The following is a 17,342-nucleotide window of genomic DNA, read 5'->3' as shown; positions in this document are numbered from 1 at the left end:
ATCTTATTAAATTTAAAGTATAAAGAAATCGGGGTTCATCTGGGTTAATGTGCTAAAAGATTGCACCACCCCAATATTTGACTTAGAACCTTTTTAACTTATTTCAGTGGATGTCTAAACATAAGGTCTACACTCAACTTAGTCGTGATGTGATTTTAAAAATCAAATTATTTTAACCACAACTTAAACGTGTTTAGCAGCCTGAGCCCTATATTGATAGGGACTCAGGTTAGTGGTACACTCAATCTTAATTGCAGAATCAGTAAATCGCTTTAGCCATAGAGCCTAAATAAATCGGAGGTAAATGTATGTCGATAGATTTAAGTACGTTAAATTATCTTGCTATTCTTATTGGTGGAATTTTGTATATGATTTATGGAGCAATCTATTATTCCATATTAGTAGGGAAGGAAAATCAAAGCAAAGGTGCATTAAAATATGTGATTTCAGTAATCGTTGCCTTTATTAGTTCCATTTTTATTGCAATTCTCGTTCAAGCGACTAGTTCAAATAGTTTGTTAGAAGGTGCTGCTGTAGGAGGTATTATTGGCTTTCTTATTTCAATTGTTTATTTGAAAAATACATTATTTGGACTCGTAAATAAGAGAAATTTTTTAATTGCGATTGGTGACCATTTTATCATTTTTACCTTACTAGGAGCACTCCATGGTTTTTTTGTCTAATCGTATCGATTTTTATAGATTGAAACGAGTAAAAGGAAGGATCTCTCATACATATGGAGATCCATTTTTTTATTCCTCATATAGAGGCATTACGGCTGTGCAGGGTTAACTGAGTTGTGTGCAGACACAAGAAGGAGTAGAAGCTTACTTTAAACAGACATATCAAATACGGTAAGCTTTTCCTCATTAAATAAGAGCATGTTTTGATCAATCTTTTTTCAAAACATGCTCTTTAGATTTGTTCGCATATAAAAGTTAATATCACTAATTTAATCAATTTTATTACAAATCTAAACTAATCATTTTAATATTTCCAAACGTTTTACATCACGACTAAGTTGTACGTGGACACATAAGTCAAACCTTCGGATGAGATCTATTTTTGCGAATAGTTTAAATAATTTGTAAAAAACATATAATTCTATCGGAAAACTCGTTATAATGAAAATATTCTATATAAAGGGAGTTGTGTGCATTGCAGAGAGAAAAAACAAATGTTGAAAGCTTTGATTTAGACCATACGAAAGTAAAAGCGCCATATGTACGTTTAGCAGGTGTTAAAACAGGAAAAAATGGCGATGAAGTGTACAAATATGATATTCGTTTTAAACAGCCTAATAAAGAACATATGGAAATGCCTGCATTACATTCCTTAGAACATTTATCGGCAGATATTATCCGCAATTACTCTGATCAAATTGTTGATTTCAGTCCAATGGGGTGCCAAACGGGCTTCTATGTATCGCTAATCAATCACAATGATTACGAAGACTTATTGAATATTTTAGAAAAAACATTTACAGATGTAACAAAAGCCACTGCAGTTCCTGCGTGCAATGAAGTGCAATGCGGCTGGGCAGCTAGCCATAGTCTAGAGGGTGCACAAGCGTTAGCTAAAGAATTTTTAGCAAAACGTGATGAATGGCATATCGTTTTTGCAGAATAAAAAAATAAAAGATTTAAAAAACCTTGCGTAAATGAATGCGCTGCACCCTAATTGTGGTGTAGTGCATTATTGCAAGGTTTTTCAAATGGTGTCAGTGAGTTGTGCCGCTTTGTCGAATATGACACCTATTGACACAACTAAAAATGAAATGGAATCACATTGGACGAAGAAGAATCACGATTAATTTTTTGATAGATGAAGTTTTCTAAAAAATCATGGATTAAATCCTCATATTCAGCCATATTTTCATTAAAGGATTGTGCATGGGCACCTTTATCAAATAACTTTAACTTTTTAGGTCCAGTTTTTTTATTGTATAAATCCAGTGACATGGAAGCTGGAATAAATGTGTCAGGAATACTATGGATAAAGAGCACTGGCTTTTCGATATTTGTCACAGCATCAGAAGGTGTCACGCTTTTAAAAGAATAACCGTCTCGTAAGCGGACGAAGAAATCGGCAAAACGAATGGGAATAATCGAGCCGTATTTAAATTCTGTCTTCGCAATTTGTTTCAGCAGCATTGAAAAATCAGAGAACGCACAATCAGAAATATAGAAATCCGCATCGTCCTCTACAGTTCCTGCGTATAAGAGCATTGTAGCAGCACCCATCGACTCACCATGAATACCAAGAATAGCGTTTTCACCAATCATTGCCTTGACAGTTTTGACAACTGCGTCAAGGTCATTTTTTTCATAATAGCCGTAGCTAGTCGTTTTCCCACCTGTTTCCCCGTGCCTACGATGGTCAAAAATAACGGAATTGTAACCAAGCCGTTCAAAAAGTCGAGCATATTTGACGGAGTTGATTTTATTTTCTGTTACGCCATGGCAAATAATGATGGTATTATTTGTTTCCAATGGCTGAAACATTATACCGCGAATCGTATAGCCATTTGGAGAGTCGATATTTAATTCACATTTAAAATTTTTATTGTACCAAGCTTCATCAAAACGTTTAGCAGTAGTTTCACGTTCACGAACAAATTCAGGATCCTTTTGCTTAATGAACATTAATTTATTGGAGAGCGCGAAGCCAAACAGACCTGTTGCTGCTGCGGCAAGCGTCGTCGTTATACCTGAAAATAAAAGCATTTTCTTTTTCATTATTAACACCTCCACGTCCTGTTTCATTTGTTGTCTAGGCATACAAGCGACATCATTCGTATGTATGCACTTTGCTTAATTGTAATGTTCCCAACTGAGATTGTTTAAAACACGTCAACATTTTACAATAACTTTGGCAAAACTGCGATTATTTCTATTATCGAAAATCGTCAAAATATTTGTTAAAATAGATATATCTGCTAGTAGCATATGCATGCAGTGTTCATTTTTGAACGGGGAAAAGGGGAGAATGTTTATGACAAACGAGGTAGTAATAGTAAGTGCAGTACGTACAGCTATTGGTTCATTCCAAGGAACATTAAAGGACGTACCAGCGACCAAATTAGGGAGCATTGTTATTAAAGAGGCATTAGCACGTGCTGGTGTAGCAGGCGAAAAAGTTGACGAGGTCATTATGGGGAATGTCTTATCAGCTGGACTTGGACAAAATCCAGCTCGTCAAGCAGCGATTGCAGCAGGTTTACCACATGAAGTATCTGCATTAACGATTAATAAAGTTTGTGGCTCAGGACTAAAAGCTGTTCACTTAGCGACACAAGCCATTTTAGCAGGGGATGCGGATATTATCGTTGCAGGTGGCTTTGAAAATATGAGCCAAGCACCGTATGTATTAAAAAATGCCCGAGAAGGCTTCCGCATGGGAGATCAAAAAGTAGTCGATACGATGATTCATGACGGATTATGGTGTGCCTTTAATGACTATCATATGGGCGTTACAGCTGAAAATTTATGTGATGTCTATGAGATTTCTCGTGAGGAACAAGACGCCTTTGCAGCACGTTCACAACAACGTGCAGAAGCTGCCATTACAGCAGGAAAGTTTAACGATGAAATCGTAGCGGTGGAAATTCCTCAGCGCAAGGGTGATCCTATTATTTTTGATAAAGATGAATTCCCGCGTCAAGGCGTTACAGCGGAATCTCTATCAAAACTACGTCCTGCCTTTAAAAAGGATGGTTCTGTGACAGCTGCAAGTGCATCAGGCATTAATGATGGTGCAGCGGCAGTCGTTGTCATGTCGAAAGAAAAAGCGGAAGAGCTAGGCATTCGACCAATAGCATTAATTACAGCGAATGCAAGCGCAGGTGTTGACCCAGCTATCATGGGAACTGGACCGATAACGGCAGTAAAGAAAGCATTAGCAAAAGCTGATGTGACATTAGATAATATAGATTTAATTGAAGCGAATGAAGCTTTTGCAGCTCAATCAATTGCTGTAGATCGCGAACTAGGCTTTAATCATGATAAACTAAATGTGAACGGGGGAGCAATTGCCCTTGGTCATCCAATTGGTGCAAGTGGAGCACGTATTTTAGTAACGCTTTTACACGAGATGGAAAAGCGTGATGCAAAAACAGGTCTCGCAACACTATGTATCGGTGGTGGGCAAGGCGTAGCAACAATTGTCAAGCGCCCTTGAAGTGAATAAGAAGGTGAAAGTAATGGGAAAAAAACGAAAACAACAGCAACGCGTGGATAGTAGCGTGACAGCTAGTCTACCAAAGCAGGAGGCAGTGACATTAGCCGATCAGCTAGGCGGTGACGTGCTAGCCAAATTAAAAGCTGCAAAGCAAGATTTAACAGTGAAAGAGCAGGCGGCTGAAGAAGAGCGCCAAGCAAAGCTAGCCTTTGAACGCAAGCAACGCGAAAAAAACAAATCGTTTGGAGAACTACTAAACGAATACGGCGATAAAGGCTCAAAATTTTAAAGAGAACAGTGAATCCAAATGCGGATTCACTGTTTTTATGTTTTATCGGAAAGATTTCGAGAATTATCGGAACAATTTTATGTTTTATCGGAAAGATTCTAAGATTTATAGGAATCATTTTCGATTTTATCGGAACAATTATGTTCTTTGCTCAATTTTATTGTACGATCTCGATTAGGAGAATTTATTACTTCTTAATAGATAAATTATAATTTCTCTATTATTGCTTTTTTGATAAAATTAAGAATAATCACTAAAAGTTGGATATTTCGTTTTATAAGCAAATTGCCATGTAATATGTTGATTGTAGTGGAGGCTGGGCGACTCCTTGGGGATCAGCGATAGTGGAACAAAGGCTAAGAGCATCACGTCCTGTGATAACGCCTTCGTGACCAACATCCTGTTGCCCCGAGACCCTGCAGCGAAGCGAAGCGGCTCATCGGACGCCCCCAGGAAAGCGCCCAGCCGGAACGGAAATCAATCCCACTTTATGGTGATTATCTTACATTAATTTGAAAATAAAACACGGGAGACGCTGCCAATACATATATCTCTTTATAGTTTAGTTACAATCTATGATAGGAGAGAAAAAATGATTGAATTAAGCACTAAAAGATTAAGACTAATCCCATTAACCGCAAAGTATTTAGATTTATTAATTAATGAAGAAAAGACATTGGAAATAGAGTTGTCAGTAAGTAGTAATGAAGTTTTTCTTGATGAAGAATTAAGACAAGCTTTGAAGTTTAGACTATTAAAAGTATTAGAAGATGAAGAAAATTATATTTGGTACACGAATTGGGTAATCGTATCGAAAGAAAAAAACTGTATCGTTGGTGGCGTTATGCTAAAAGGTTTACCGAATGAGCAGGGTGAAGTCGTAATCGGATACTATACATTTCCGCAATATCAAGGAAAAGGATACATGACGGAAACTGTTAGGATGATGAAAGATTGGTTACTACGTCAATCTAATGTTAAGTATGTGATTGCCGATACTGATAAAAATAATATTGCCTCACATAAAGTATTACAAAAAGCAGGGGCAACGCTATATTCAGAATCTGAAGAACTTTATTTTTGGAGATTCTTTTAACATCAACAAAAAGACAAAGGGACATTAAAGTGCCCTTTGTCTTTTGAAAATCTTCCTCACCAACACTACAATCCCAACAAAAACAATCGCTCCAGCTGTATCTAAAATAACATCCTGTCCGCTCATCGTGCGTCCTGGTGTAAAGCTTTGACGAATTTCATCTAGCGTTGCAATAAGAGCTGTCCCGGCAATAGCGACACCTGCGGCGAATCGACGTTTTCCCCATGCAAAGTAAATACCAAGTGCGATGCAGCCGAATCCAGCAAAATGCGTGAATTTCCGAATTAAAAATTCTACAAACTTAAAGTAACCACGCTCTTCGACGGAAACAATTGTGTCCCAATAAGGAATTTTTAACACAGATAATTGCTTTTCAAACGGCTTATTTGCTAATATTTGCTCCAATTCAGGAATAATTGACTGTTGTTCATAGGTCATACTAGAGGAAATCGCAAGTACTACTAAAAATGCTATTAAGATAAGCCATTTTTTCATCGGTGATCCATATATTGTTCTGCTTTAGTTAGCTCTTTGACTGCTTTAAAATCTGTTATCGAATCAATTTTTTCATAGGCAGCGAGTGTTTGCGCCAGCTGTTCCTGTGAGCTTGCACCAATCACTGTTGAGGCGATAGTAGAGTCCTTCAAATTAAAGGCGATTGCTAGTGAATGTAAATCGTCATAATGTGAAGATAAGCCTGTCAATACTGCAGTTAATTCGTCGGTTGTGTAAGTGTTAAAGCCATTTACACGCTGTAAACGTTCTTTCCAGCTATTTGTTAGTAAACCCTTTGCAACAGTCCCACGTGTTACAACGGAAGCTCCTTCACTTGCGATAAAGTCGAACCATTCCTCTGGACGACGATCTAAAGCACTATATTGCATCATGACACTTTTTGCAGAACTTGCTGGTAAAAAACGCTTTAGTACATTTGGTCGAATAGAGGAAATACCATATTCTCGGATTAAGCCATCCTTTTTCAACCCTTCAAAAGTGTCGATAATTCCATCCCAATCGTCCTCTATAGTACCACCGTGTAACTGATAAACATCAATATAGTCAGTACCTAGTCGTTTCAAGCTAGCATGTAGAGCTTCCTTTATATAAGAAGGGGATGCATCCCAATGCCAACCATCTACACTTTCTGTCCACCGATTTCCAACTTTCGTCGCGACTATAACATCTTGACGACGCTTTCCTAAAATAGCTCCGATTATTTCTTCATTTTCCCCAAAATCATATAAATCGGCGGTATCGATGTAATTAATGCCAGCATCTAGCGCCATATCGACGATATCAGCAGCCTTTCTCTTATCTGTCGAAAGAGACATGCCCCCTAAACTAATTTCTGAAATAAACAATTCACTTGAGCCAAGCTGTCTTTTTTTCATGCCAATGCCCTCCTTCGATTTCTCTACTTGTAATGGTACAATGAACATATCTGAAGAACAAGCGAGGTAATAGTCAATGAAAAAGTTTGAAGAAAAAACGACAAAGACTACACCCATTTATGACGGGAAAATTGTGAAACTACAAGTTGATGATGTCACTTTACCGAATGGTAATGTTGCAAAAAGAGAAATTATAAAACATCCTGGTGCAGTGGCAGTTATTGCTGTTACGGATGAAGGAAAGTTAGTATTAGTGGAGCAATATCGCAAAGCTTTAGAACGTTCAATTGTTGAAATTCCAGCTGGTAAGCTTGAACCTGGTGAGGAGCCGATTGTGACGGCGCGACGTGAACTAGAGGAAGAAACAGGTTACGGTGCACAAAGCTTAACTTATTTACAAGCGTTTGCAACATCCCCGGGCTTCGCGGATGAGATCATCCATCTATTTGTGGCAAAAGATTTATATGCAATTGAAAACAAAGCAGATTTAGATGAGGATGAATTTGTCGAATTAGTAGAAGTTTCGTTGGAAGAGGCGGGGCAAATGGTTGCAGATGAGCGTATATACGACGCTAAGACGGCGTTTGCAGTACTTTGGCTAGCTGCACAATAAGATAATAATCTTTTGCATAATAGAAGCGGACGAGCATAAGCTGTACAAACCTTGATAGAAAAGGAGCATGTTTATGTCCCGTACGGTGTCTATATTTTATCACGCATCCATTATTGCGATGAGTTTCGTTTGTGGCGTTATCTTATTTCATATTATTGGTGGGCCGAAAGCAGAGCCTTTTATTTCATTTATAGAGCCTCGTTTAATAAATGGGGACAGGCATTCTCTATTTCGTTTAGTGTTACCTGTTGCTGTTTCAATCGCTCTTGTACTATTGCTTGCAACACATAGTGTTCTGAAGGTTTTAGTACGTGTAACAGTGGCGATGCGTGCTACCTTTTTTGGCTTTAGCTCGGTTTTTTTATTACAAAAACTTGAAGCTTTCTGGGTTTATACGATTTGGTGGTTTCCATTTCAGCTCATCTATTGTATATTGTTGCTAGTCCTGTGTAATTTACTTGTACCAGCTTGGTCAAAGAGAAAAATCGGGAAAATGATACATGGTCGGACAATTTTGTTGAATTTTATCGCATTTTTCATCATAATAGTTGCTGAGTTTATTGTTATTTCTTATGTATTAACTTGATAGAAACAATTCATGGAAATTTAACGTCAGATAAAAACATACAAATGCGTATTTGAAATCTATTCACTATCTTGTAATAGGATTTATTCCTTTGGTATAATGGGAAGAGTTTAGGGGGGCGTCACATGGAGAGCCGAATTGATCGTATAAAAAAACAGTTGCATAGTGCTAGTTATAAGCTGACGCCGCAGCGAGAAGCAACAGTTGCTGTTCTGCTTGAGCACGAGGAAGACCACCTAAGTGCAGAAGATGTTTACCTTTTAGTAAAAGAAAAGGCACCAGAAATTGGTCTAGCAACTGTCTATAGAACGTTAGAATTACTAACTGAGCTCAAAATTGTCGACAAAATCAACTTTGGCGATGGCGTTTCGCGCTATGATCTACGCCAAGAGGGAGCTGCGCATTTCCACCATCATCTTGTTTGTATCGAATGTGGTGCGGTTGATGAAATTCAGGAAGATTTACTTGAAGATGTGGAAGCCGTTGTTGAAAGACGTTGGAATTTTATTATAAAGGATCACCGACTAACTTTCCACGGCATTTGCTGGCGCTGTCATGATAAAAACGACGAATCGAATGAAGAAAAATAACGGGAAGCTGTCTATTTTAATCTTAAGTTATAGATTGAAATTGGGCAGTTTTTTGTTTTATTCGAAATTAGAATTTTAACTTATTTCAGCGGGTGTCCAAACACCCGCTGAAATAGAGGAACTCAGTCTAAAAACGCCACGTCCTGTGGCATTACCGAAATGACCGACATCGTGTCGGCCCTCGTGCAGGCCTAAGCATAAAGCCGATTCCGGACGCAATTATGCCGAGGCATAATTAATTGTTATAGCTTGAACTAATAGGGGGACGTTTTAGCACAATTCCAATTGCCGTGATAAAATAGAGAATAATTGACAGTAAGGGGGCGCTGTGATGAATGAATTTCAATATGCAATAGAGGATTATATCCATTTTATCCAAGTAGAACGACAATTATCCGATAATACATTAGCATCCTATCGCCGAGACTTAGAAAATTACGTGAATTTTTTGCGAGAAGTAGAGGGCATGTCTGACTTTCGTAGAGTGGAAAGGACAACCATTTTGCGTCATTTAGAGCAGTTGCGTATGCAAGGAAAGACAAGTCGTACTGTTGCCCGCCATATCTCCTCTATTCGTAGTTTTCACCAATTTTTACTTCGTGAAAAGCGAGCTGAAACAGATCCGACAGTTCATTTAGAAATGCCAATCATTGAGCAAAAGCTACCCAATGTCCTCTCGATTGAAGAAATTGAAGCTTTATTAGCAGCACCAAATCGCAGCAAGCCACAGGGCATTCGGGATGTGGCAATGCTAGAACTATTATATGGGTCAGGAATGCGTATTAGTGAGCTAATTGCATTGGATTTAACTGATATTCACCTAACAATGGGCTTTGTGCGTGTTTTTGGTAAGGGAGGGAAGGAGCGTATCATTCCTCTTGGGAAAAACGCCCTTTCATCATTGAGTACCTATTTAGATGGCGCGCGTAGTCAATTACAAGGGAAATATCCAAAAACAGATGCTTTTTTTATCAATCAAAGAGGAAAACGTTTAACAAGGCAGGGTTGTTGGAAATTAATGAAGGAGCATGCTTTAAAAGCAGGCATCAAACATGAATTAACACCACATACATTACGTCATTCTTTTGCAACACATTTAGTGGAGAACGGTGCGGATTTACGAGCAGTCCAGGAGATGTTGGGACATGCAGATATTTCCACAACTCAAATTTATACACATATTAGTAAAACTCGACTATCAGAGGTTTATAAGCAATTTCATCCACGCGCATGAAAATTATTGGTTAGTCGGAGGTCTGACCTTTATTTTTCGCTGTTTTTTGGTAAAATAGAGACATGAGAGTAGGAGGCAAAATTATGAATAAACCATTTAAAAAAATCCATGTAGTTGTATTGGACTCAGTTGGAATTGGTGAAGCTCCAGACGCAGCGAATTTTGGAGATGTAGGTTCACATACTCTTGGACATATCGCTGAAAAAATGAATGGGCTTACAATGCCACATATGGAGGCTTTCGGCTTAGCAAATATTGAACCATTACAAGGTATACAAGCAACTGACAAACCAAAAGCATTCTACGGAAAAATGCAAGAAGCATCTGTTGGTAAAGATACGATGACAGGGCATTGGGAAATCATGGGGTTAAATATCGATAAACCGTTTAAGGTGTATCCAGAGGGATTCCCTGCTGAGCTTATTGCAGAGCTTGAAAAACGTACTGGCCGCAAAGTTCTTTGCAATAAACCTGCAAGCGGAACACAAGTAATCGAGGACTTTGGCAAGGAGCATATGGAAACAGGAGCGATTATTGTTTATACATCTGCAGACCCTGTTTTGCAAATTGCTGCACATGAAGAAATTATTCCATTAGAAGAATTATATAAAATTTGTGAAATTGCTCGTGAGCTAACATTACAACCAGAATACTTAGTTGGTCGTGTTATTGCGCGTCCATTTATCGGCACACCAGGAGACTTCGCACGTACTTCTAATCGTCACGACTATGCGTTAAAGCCATTTGGTCATACAACGATGAATGTCTTACAGGATGCAGGTTTAGATGTTATCGCAATCGGTAAAATTTCTGATATTTTCAACGGTGAAGGCGTCACTGATGCAGTACGTACGAAAAATAATACGGATGGTATGGATAAGTTTGCAGAGGTAGTACGTCGTGATTTCCATGGTATAAGCTTCTTAAACTTAGTGGACTTTGATGCGAATTTTGGGCATCGTCGTGACCCAATAGGCTATGGTAACGCACTACAAGAATTTGATGCACGTTTACCAGAAATTACTGAGGCAATGACAGAAGATGATCTACTAATCATTACAGCGGACCACGGGAATGATCCAACATTCCCTGGGACAGACCATACACGTGAATATGTACCGCTAATTGTTTATTCACCAGGCTTTAATGGTGGTAGTGAGTTAGCACTTCGTGAAACTTTTGCAGATATCGCAGCAACAGTTGCAGAAAACTTCAAAGTAGAAGCACCAAAGTTTGGTAAAAGCTTCTTAACTGATCTGAAGTAAGGGGGATTATAGATATGAATATGGCACAGCTGTTTGAAAAGAAGAAGCAAGGCAAGGAGCTATCGCAGGCTGAAATTCAGTATTTTGTAGAGGGTTACACTACTGGTGCAATTCCTGATTATCAAGCAAGTTCCCTACTAATGGCGATCCGTTTATTGGGCATGACATATGATGAAACATTTTATTTAACAAAGGCAATGATAGAATCTGGAGATGTTATTGATTTATCATCTATTGAAGGTTTTAAAATTGATAAACACTCAACAGGCGGTGTAGGCGATAAAGTGACACTAATTGTCACTCCGATCATTGCTGCACTAGATATTCCTGTGGCGAAATTCAGTGGTAAGGGTCTAGGCATCACAGGTGGTACAATCGATAAATTAGAGTCAATTCGTGGCTTAAAAACAGAGCTTTCATCACAAGAATTTATCGACAATGTCAATAAACATAAAATTGCTGTTGCTGGTCAAACAGGCAATCTTGTACCAGCTGACAAAAAATTGTACGCGTTGCGAGATGTGACAGGTACTGTCGATTCCACTCCACTTATTGCCGCATCTATCATGAGTAAGAAAATAGCAAGTGGTGCAGACGGCATTGTACTAGATGTTAAATGTGGCTCAGGTGCATTTATGAAAACAGAAGAAGAAGCACAAGTTTTAGCTGAAACGATGACTGCAATCGGTGAAAAGCTAGGGCGTAAAGTAGTCGCGCATATTAGTGATATGGATAATCCACTAGGTAAAATGATTGGCAATAAGCTTGAAGTAGTAGAAGCAGTTGCTTTATTAAGCGGACGTATGGATGAAACGCATGAGGATCTGCTGGATGAATGTATTATTATCTCTTCGCTAATGTACCAAGTTGCAGCTGGAGTGACTGAGGCTGAAGCAACAGCAGCTGTTAAACGAGTATTAGAGGATGGTTCAGCCGCTGCGAAATTCGAGGGATTTATCGTAGCACAGGGCGGCGATTTAACTGATATCGTACAAAAAGACACAGCAAATAAAGTAGCTGTTAAAGCATCTACTGAAGGTACTGTAGGGACGATTAACGCACTATTAATCGGAGAAGCTAGCGTTGGTCTTGGTGCAGGTCGATTAACGAAGGAATCAGCGCTTGATTATGATGCTGGTATTCAATTGATTGCCAAAAAAGGCGACCAAGTTCGTACTGGCGAGACGATTGCTTATTTATATTCAAATAGTCAAATAGATGAGGAAACAATCGGCAAAGTACAGAAAGCTTATACAATTGCATAAATAATATGTAGCGAGAATTCTCTTTTTAATAAAGGGAATTCTCGCTTTTTTTTGTTCAGAAAAGCGAAGGGCTGGAGCGGGGGAAGGAAGAGCTAGAGCGACGGAGAGAAAAGTCAGAACGACTGAGAGAAAAATTTAGAACGGCGGAAAGAAAAGTCAGAGCGCGGAGAGAAAAGTCAGAACGACGGAGAGAAAAGTCAGAGAGGCGGAGAGAAAAAATTAGAGCGGCGGAGAGAAAAGTCAGAGCGGCGGAGAGAAAAGTCAGAACGACGGAGAGAAAAGTCAGAACGACGGAGAGAAAAGTCAGAACGACGGAGAGAAAAGTCAGAACGACGGAGAGAAAAGTCAGAGTGGCGGAGAGAAAAGTCAGAGCGACGGAGAGAAAAGTCAGAACGACGGAGAGAAAAGTCAGAGTGGCGGAGAGAAAAGTCAGAGCGACGGAGAGAAAAGTCAGAGTGGCGGAGAGAAAAGTCAGAGCGACGGAGAGAAAAGCTGAAGTCGTGGATAGGACAGCCAAAGTCGTGGATAGAACCGCTGAAACCGTGGATAGAACAGCCAAAGTCGTGGATAGAACCGCTGAAACCGTGGATAGAACAGCCAAAGTCGTGGATAGAACAGCCAAAATCGCGGATAGAACAGCCAATGTCGTGGATAGAACAGCCAAAGTCGTGGATAGAACAGCCAAAGTCGTGGATAGAACCGCTGAAACCGTGGATAGAACAGCCAAAGTCGTGGATAGAACAGCCAAAATCGTGGATAGAACAGCCAAAGTGATGGATAGAACTGTCAAAGCGACGGAAAGAAGAGTCCGGGCGACAGAAAGAAGGGCAGAGCGACGGAAAGAAGAGCCAAGGTGACGGAACTAAGCAAGAGCGACGGAAAGAAAGGACGAAGCGAAGGAAAGAAAAGTCAAAGTGACGGAAAGAAGGGCCGAAGTGACGGAAAGAAGAGTCAAAGTGACGGAAAGAAGGGCCGAAGCGAAGGAATGAAGCCAGAGAGACGGAAAGAAAGGACGAGGCGACGGAAAGAAAAGTCAAAGTGACGGAAAGAAGGGCCGAAGCGACGGAAAGAAAAGTCAAAGTGACAGAAAGAAAAGCTGAAGTCGTGGATAGGACAGCCAAAGTCGTGGATAGAACCGCTGAAACCGTGGATAGAATAGCCAAAGTCATGGATAGAACCGATAAAATGATGGATAGCCCCGCCAAAGTCGTGGATAGCCCCGACAAAATGACCGATAGCCCCGCCAAAGTCGTGGATAGCCCCGACAAAATGACCGATAGCCCCGCCAAAGTCGTGGATAGCCCCGCCAAAATGACCGATAGCCCCGCCAAAATGACCGATAGCCCCGCCAAAGTCGTGGATAGAACCGACAAAATGATGGATAGAACCGCCGAAGTCATAAATGTCCCCGCCAAAGCTCTGCTCACCTCAAACATAATAATAATTCTTATGAAAAGTGTCAGCTATGTTTAGAAAATGTTGATTTATCCCATACTGCAATTAGCCTAAAAAGCTATAAGTATGTCGATTTGCCACTATTTCGGAAGACTTTGCACTAGTTCTGTCAGCCGCAAGGAATCACCACATTGAATGTGGAATTGCACGAGGAGGAGGCGATGTTCATGCATTTTCAGTTAGAAATGGTAACAAGAGAGACAGTGGTTATACGTTTATTTGGGGAGCTCGATCATCATGCAGTAGAGCAAATTCGAGCTAAAATTTCTACAGCAATTTTTCAAGGTACTGTAACGACTATTATTTGGAATTTAGAGGGGCTCTCCTTTATGGATAGTTCAGGTGTAGGTTTAGTGCTTGGGCGGATGCGTGAATTAGAGGCGGTCGCTGGACGGACAATATTATTGAATCCATCGCCGACAATGCGAAAAGTATTTCAATTTTCAGGTTTAGGGCCGTGGATGATGGATGCAACAGAAGAAGAAGCGATTGATCGAGTTAGGGGGATTGTAAATGGATAACGAAATGACATTAACTTTTTTAGCAATTAGTGAAAATGAAGCCTTAGCGCGTATAGCTGTGACAGGCTTTATCGCACAATTAGATCCAACCATTGATGAGCTATCCGAATTTAAAACGGTTGTTTCAGAGGCTGTTTCTAATGCCATTATTCACGGTTATGAAGAGAATGGTAAGGGCGTTGTTACAGTTCATGCGAAACGTGAGGATGATATTGTAACGGTGTCTGTTATGGATAAAGGGTTGGGTATAGAGGATGTAAGTCGGGCAATGGAGCCGTTATTTACGACGAAAAGTGCAATGGAACGTTCAGGTATGGGCTTTACTATTATGGATAGTTTTTCAGATCAGTTGACAGTAATGTCCAAGTGGCAAGAAGGTACAACTGTCACATTTACGAAGAAATTTTACTCGGTTCGCACACCGGTAATGTGAGGCTGCCACTGTGAAGCCGCCAGAACAGTCGTCCGATAAGCTATTGTCACAGGGAGAAATGCGAGATTTAATTGCACGTGCACAACAGGGCGATCATGAGGCTCGTAAACGAATGATTGAAGGGAATACGAGGCTTGTGTGGTCTATCGTCCAACGCTTTACAAGCAGGGGCGTGGAGCTCGAGGATTTATTTCAAATTGGCTGCATCGGGCTTATGAAGTCTGTGGATAAATTCGATCTAACGTATGATGTTAAATTTTCGACATATGCTGTACCGATGATCATTGGGGAAATTCAGCGCTTTCTAAGGGATGATGGAATGGTGAAGGTTAGCCGATCTATTCGTGAGCTTAATTTTAAAATTCGTCATGCAACTGATGAATTCATTAAAAATAATGAGCATCCACCAACCATTCATGAATTAGCGCAGGTTCTTGGTGTTACAACTGAGGAAATTGTAACAGCTTCAGATGCATTGAGAGATCCAGCTTCCTTGCATGAACAATTGTATGAGAGTGAAGGGGATTCTATTACATTAATGGATCAGATGAAGGACGAAAAATCTGAGCAGCCATTTGACTATATTCCACTAAAAGAGGTGCTCACAAGACTTGAGCCTAGAGAGCAATCAATTATTTATTTGCGATATTTCTCAGATTGTACCCAAACTGAAATTGCCAACAGGCTTGGCATATCGCAAGTTCAGGTATCACGATTAGAGAAAAAAATTCTTGCCCAATTGAAAACTTGGATGGCCACAAGTGCCACAGTTGAAGAGGAAGAAGTTTAAAAAGACATTTAAGAAAATGGTGACAGCATGACAGATAAAGATAAACTATTTAACAGCTTAGAAGAAGCCGAAAATTTTCTTAAAGAACAATTTGGTGACGGCGAATCATTTGACATTAGTATAAAGCATGTATTTGTCAAAGATTTGCCGGTTCTTTGTGCATATGTAAGCGGACTTGTGGATGGAATTGTGTTAACACAATTACTCTCTAACATGTTGCCTGATGAGGACATTGATATTGAGGATGAAAAGGAGTATTTTGAAGCCTATTTTAATTTCCAAGGTCGTTCAGAGGAAACCAAACGTGAAGCCATTTTATTAGCCATATTAAGTGGACAGGTAGTCTTTATAACTAAAAGTGGTTACGGCTATGTTGCAGAGATAAGAAGCTATCCAGGTCGTAGCCCTGAGGAGCCTGACAATGAAAAGGTTATTCGTGGATCTAGGGACGGCTTTGTAGAAGGTATTTCACAAAATACTGCTTTGATTCGTCGGCGAATTCGCAGTAGTAATTTACGTTTCGAGCTACATAAAATATCCGAAATCGGTCAAACCGATGTTGCGCTAGCGTTTATAAAGGGTATTGCAAGTGATGAAACGCTCGATAAATTGCGACAGCGCATTAAACAAATTAATCATGATGGCTTGACGATGACTGATAAATCACTAGAAGAATGGCTGTTTAAACAGAAGTTTCATCCAGTTCCTTTTGTACGTTATACGGAACGACCAGATATTACCGCAGCGCATTTACTTGAGGGACATATAGCCATTATTGTCGATACGTCTCCTTCTGTCATTATCGTGCCAGCAACTGCCTTCCATTTACTGCAGCATGCGGAGGAGTATAGGCAGGCACCATCAGTCGGAACCTTTGTCCGTTTTATGCGCTATTTTGGAGCGTTTACGGGTTTATTATTATTGCCTTTGTGGTATTTATTTGCAACTCACGGGATACATTTACCGGATGAGTTATCCTTTTTAGGGGCAAAGAAAAAATCACATATTCCTCTTTTACTACAAGTCCTTATTGGAGATGTTGGGATAGAATTTTTGAGGATGGCCGCCATTCATACCCCATCACCATTATCGACTGCGATGGGGTTGGTTGCGGGTATAACTATTGGTCAGATTGCTATTGATGTTGGGGTATTCTCGCCGGAAGTTGTGTTATATACTGCCGTTTCAGCTATTCTGACATTTATTATTCCGTCTTATGAGCTGGGTATCTCCATTAAACTCTTTAGAATATTGCTGTTAATAATGACTGGAATTTGGGGAGTTAATGGTTTATTTATTGGGATATTTATATTATTTACGTATTTATGTTCATTACGTCCGATGCAAGCGCCATATTTATGGCCACTTATTCCGTTCTTTCCAGACGCGATGCTTCGCGTACTTATCCGTTTCCCAATGACAGCAGATGCATTAAGACCTTATGTAGTCGATTCCCCACAACGAAAAAGATCATAAGAGCCGTTGCACTCGTTTTTTTCATGTGATAAAGTTCACATATAGTATTTTGTGATTTTTGCGAAAATTGTCTTCATTCAATATAAGGTTCACCACGACATGGTGATGACATATATGGGATATTAGTCCCCTGTGTACTGGAAGAACCCTAGTTGAATG

20 protein-coding genes are annotated in these 17,342 nt (G+C 39.8%); 17 read left to right on the top strand and 3 right to left on the bottom strand.

Features of this window, described 5'->3' with window-relative positions:
- Positions 1-308 precede the first annotated feature (308 nt).
- Entirely contained in the window at positions 309-683 is a 375-nt protein-coding gene (locus ACQKN2_RS21585) for a DUF1761 domain-containing protein (protein WP_427416765.1), read from the top strand.
- A 475-nt stretch (positions 684-1,158) separates the two neighbouring features.
- A complete protein-coding gene (locus ACQKN2_RS21580; RefSeq protein WP_427416764.1) occupies positions 1,159-1,629 on the top strand; it encodes an S-ribosylhomocysteine lyase in 471 nt (156 codons plus the stop codon).
- A gap of 137 nt (positions 1,630-1,766) precedes the next feature.
- Here ACQKN2_RS21580 and ACQKN2_RS21575 read toward each other — a convergent pair whose 3' ends face one another.
- A complete protein-coding gene (locus ACQKN2_RS21575) occupies positions 1,767-2,738 on the bottom strand; it encodes an alpha/beta hydrolase (protein ID WP_427416763.1) in 972 nt (323 codons plus the stop codon).
- Positions 2,739-2,994: 256 nt separating this feature from the next.
- Between ACQKN2_RS21575 and ACQKN2_RS21570 the strand changes: the two genes are divergently transcribed.
- The 3 genes from ACQKN2_RS21570 to ACQKN2_RS21560 all read left to right on the top strand — a co-directional run bounded on the left by ACQKN2_RS21570 (position 2,995) and on the right by ACQKN2_RS21560 (position 5,564).
- Positions 2,995-4,179 carry an acetyl-CoA C-acetyltransferase gene (locus ACQKN2_RS21570; RefSeq protein ID WP_427416762.1) on the top strand — a complete coding sequence of 395 codons (1,185 nt, stop codon included), beginning with the start codon at positions 2,995-2,997 and terminating at the stop codon, positions 4,177-4,179.
- Positions 4,180-4,201: 22 nt separating this feature from the next.
- Positions 4,202-4,468 carry a YqkE family protein gene (locus tag ACQKN2_RS21565; protein ID WP_323651278.1) on the top strand — a complete coding sequence of 89 codons (267 nt, stop codon included), beginning with the start codon at positions 4,202-4,204 and terminating at the stop codon, positions 4,466-4,468.
- A gap of 592 nt (positions 4,469-5,060) precedes the next feature.
- Positions 5,061-5,564 (top strand): GNAT family N-acetyltransferase, encoded by a 504-nt coding sequence (locus tag ACQKN2_RS21560; protein ID WP_427416761.1) that lies wholly within the window; start codon positions 5,061-5,063, stop codon positions 5,562-5,564.
- Positions 5,565-5,588: 24 nt separating this feature from the next.
- Here ACQKN2_RS21560 and ACQKN2_RS21555 read toward each other — a convergent pair whose 3' ends face one another.
- Together ACQKN2_RS21555 and ACQKN2_RS21550 are read right to left on the bottom strand one after the other, a co-directional pair.
- Positions 5,589-6,059, bottom strand: coding sequence for a VanZ family protein (locus ACQKN2_RS21555; protein WP_427416760.1), 471 nt, complete (start codon positions 6,057-6,059; stop codon positions 5,589-5,591).
- Positions 6,056-6,955 (bottom strand): aldo/keto reductase, encoded by a 900-nt coding sequence (locus ACQKN2_RS21550; RefSeq protein ID WP_427416759.1) that lies wholly within the window; start codon positions 6,953-6,955, stop codon positions 6,056-6,058. The genes ACQKN2_RS21555 and ACQKN2_RS21550 overlap by 4 nt, the downstream gene beginning before the upstream one ends.
- A gap of 76 nt (positions 6,956-7,031) precedes the next feature.
- Here ACQKN2_RS21550 and ACQKN2_RS21545 point away from each other — a divergent pair, with 76 nt between their 5' ends.
- The 12 genes from ACQKN2_RS21545 to ACQKN2_RS21490 all read left to right on the top strand — a co-directional run bounded on the left by ACQKN2_RS21545 (position 7,032) and on the right by ACQKN2_RS21490 (position 17,183).
- Positions 7,032-7,568: an NUDIX domain-containing protein gene (locus ACQKN2_RS21545; protein ID WP_427416758.1), complete on the top strand. Its 537-nt coding sequence runs from the start codon at positions 7,032-7,034 to the stop codon at positions 7,566-7,568.
- Positions 7,569-7,641: 73 nt separating this feature from the next.
- Entirely contained in the window at positions 7,642-8,154 is a 513-nt protein-coding gene (locus ACQKN2_RS21540) for a hypothetical protein (protein WP_427416757.1), read from the top strand.
- Between the two features lie 125 nt (positions 8,155-8,279).
- Positions 8,280-8,744: a Fur family transcriptional regulator gene (locus ACQKN2_RS21535; protein ID WP_323651268.1), complete on the top strand. Its 465-nt coding sequence runs from the start codon at positions 8,280-8,282 to the stop codon at positions 8,742-8,744.
- 331 nt (positions 8,745-9,075) lie between these two features.
- Positions 9,076-9,978, top strand: coding sequence for a site-specific tyrosine recombinase XerD (gene xerD, locus ACQKN2_RS21530; protein WP_427416756.1), 903 nt, complete (start codon positions 9,076-9,078; stop codon positions 9,976-9,978).
- A gap of 83 nt (positions 9,979-10,061) precedes the next feature.
- Positions 10,062-11,243: a phosphopentomutase gene (deoB, locus tag ACQKN2_RS21525; protein WP_427416755.1), complete on the top strand. Its 1,182-nt coding sequence runs from the start codon at positions 10,062-10,064 to the stop codon at positions 11,241-11,243.
- Between the two features lie 14 nt (positions 11,244-11,257).
- A complete protein-coding gene (locus tag ACQKN2_RS21520) occupies positions 11,258-12,508 on the top strand; it encodes a thymidine phosphorylase (RefSeq protein ID WP_427416754.1) in 1,251 nt (416 codons plus the stop codon).
- A gap of 455 nt (positions 12,509-12,963) precedes the next feature.
- Entirely contained in the window at positions 12,964-13,365 is a 402-nt protein-coding gene (locus ACQKN2_RS21515) for a hypothetical protein (RefSeq protein WP_427416753.1), read from the top strand.
- 181 nt (positions 13,366-13,546) lie between these two features.
- Positions 13,547-13,981, top strand: a complete 435-nt coding sequence (locus tag ACQKN2_RS21510) for a hypothetical protein (protein ID WP_427416752.1) — start codon at positions 13,547-13,549, stop codon at positions 13,979-13,981.
- A 149-nt stretch (positions 13,982-14,130) separates the two neighbouring features.
- On the top strand, positions 14,131-14,484 hold the full coding sequence (gene spoIIAA / locus ACQKN2_RS21505; RefSeq protein ID WP_249075721.1) for an anti-sigma F factor antagonist: 354 nt from the start codon (positions 14,131-14,133) through the stop codon (positions 14,482-14,484).
- On the top strand, positions 14,477-14,917 hold the full coding sequence (spoIIAB, locus tag ACQKN2_RS21500) for an anti-sigma F factor (RefSeq protein ID WP_427416751.1): 441 nt from the start codon (positions 14,477-14,479) through the stop codon (positions 14,915-14,917). The genes spoIIAA and spoIIAB overlap by 8 nt, the downstream gene beginning before the upstream one ends.
- A gap of 10 nt (positions 14,918-14,927) precedes the next feature.
- Positions 14,928-15,707 (top strand): RNA polymerase sporulation sigma factor SigF, encoded by a 780-nt coding sequence (gene sigF, locus ACQKN2_RS21495; protein ID WP_427416750.1) that lies wholly within the window; start codon positions 14,928-14,930, stop codon positions 15,705-15,707.
- A 27-nt stretch (positions 15,708-15,734) separates the two neighbouring features.
- On the top strand, positions 15,735-17,183 hold the full coding sequence (locus ACQKN2_RS21490) for a spore germination protein (RefSeq protein ID WP_427416749.1): 1,449 nt from the start codon (positions 15,735-15,737) through the stop codon (positions 17,181-17,183).
- Positions 17,184-17,342 lie beyond the last annotated feature (159 nt).

The sequence above is a fragment of the Lysinibacillus sp. NPDC093688 genome (genome assembly GCF_050280145.1).
GTDB lineage: Bacteria > Bacillota > Bacilli > Bacillales_A > Planococcaceae > Lysinibacillus > Lysinibacillus xylanilyticus_B.
Note: the sequence above shows the minus strand (reverse complement) of the source record. Positions and strands in the feature narration are given on the sequence as shown.

What these genes read in the sequence shown, in the direction of transcription:
- spoIIAB (WP_427416751.1), top strand. Translation starts at nt 14,477, where the DNA reads ATGGATAACGAAATGACATTAACTTTTTTAGCAATTAGTGAAAATGAA.
- ACQKN2_RS21535 (WP_323651268.1), top strand. Translation starts at nt 8,280, where the DNA reads ATGGAGAGCCGAATTGATCGTATAAAAAAACAGTTGCATAGTGCTAGT.
- spoIIAA (WP_249075721.1), top strand. Translation starts at nt 14,131, where the DNA reads ATGCATTTTCAGTTAGAAATGGTAACAAGAGAGACAGTGGTTATACGT.
- ACQKN2_RS21540 (WP_427416757.1), top strand. Translation starts at nt 7,642, where the DNA reads ATGTCCCGTACGGTGTCTATATTTTATCACGCATCCATTATTGCGATG.
- ACQKN2_RS21545 (WP_427416758.1), top strand. Translation starts at nt 7,032, where the DNA reads ATGAAAAAGTTTGAAGAAAAAACGACAAAGACTACACCCATTTATGAC.
- ACQKN2_RS21490 (WP_427416749.1), top strand. Translation starts at nt 15,735, where the DNA reads ATGACAGATAAAGATAAACTATTTAACAGCTTAGAAGAAGCCGAAAAT.
- ACQKN2_RS21585 (WP_427416765.1), top strand. Translation starts at nt 309, where the DNA reads ATGTCGATAGATTTAAGTACGTTAAATTATCTTGCTATTCTTATTGGT.
- ACQKN2_RS21560 (WP_427416761.1), top strand. Translation starts at nt 5,061, where the DNA reads ATGATTGAATTAAGCACTAAAAGATTAAGACTAATCCCATTAACCGCA.
- ACQKN2_RS21565 (WP_323651278.1), top strand. Translation starts at nt 4,202, where the DNA reads ATGGGAAAAAAACGAAAACAACAGCAACGCGTGGATAGTAGCGTGACA.
- ACQKN2_RS21570 (WP_427416762.1), top strand. Translation starts at nt 2,995, where the DNA reads ATGACAAACGAGGTAGTAATAGTAAGTGCAGTACGTACAGCTATTGGT.
- deoB (WP_427416755.1), top strand. Translation starts at nt 10,062, where the DNA reads ATGAATAAACCATTTAAAAAAATCCATGTAGTTGTATTGGACTCAGTT.
- xerD (WP_427416756.1), top strand. Translation starts at nt 9,076, where the DNA reads ATGAATGAATTTCAATATGCAATAGAGGATTATATCCATTTTATCCAA.
- ACQKN2_RS21575 (WP_427416763.1), bottom strand. Translation starts at nt 2,738, where the DNA reads ATGAAAAAGAAAATGCTTTTATTTTCAGGTATAACGACGACGCTTGCC.
- ACQKN2_RS21555 (WP_427416760.1), bottom strand. Translation starts at nt 6,059, where the DNA reads ATGAAAAAATGGCTTATCTTAATAGCATTTTTAGTAGTACTTGCGATT.
- ACQKN2_RS21550 (WP_427416759.1), bottom strand. Translation starts at nt 6,955, where the DNA reads ATGAAAAAAAGACAGCTTGGCTCAAGTGAATTGTTTATTTCAGAAATT.
- ACQKN2_RS21520 (WP_427416754.1), top strand. Translation starts at nt 11,258, where the DNA reads ATGAATATGGCACAGCTGTTTGAAAAGAAGAAGCAAGGCAAGGAGCTA.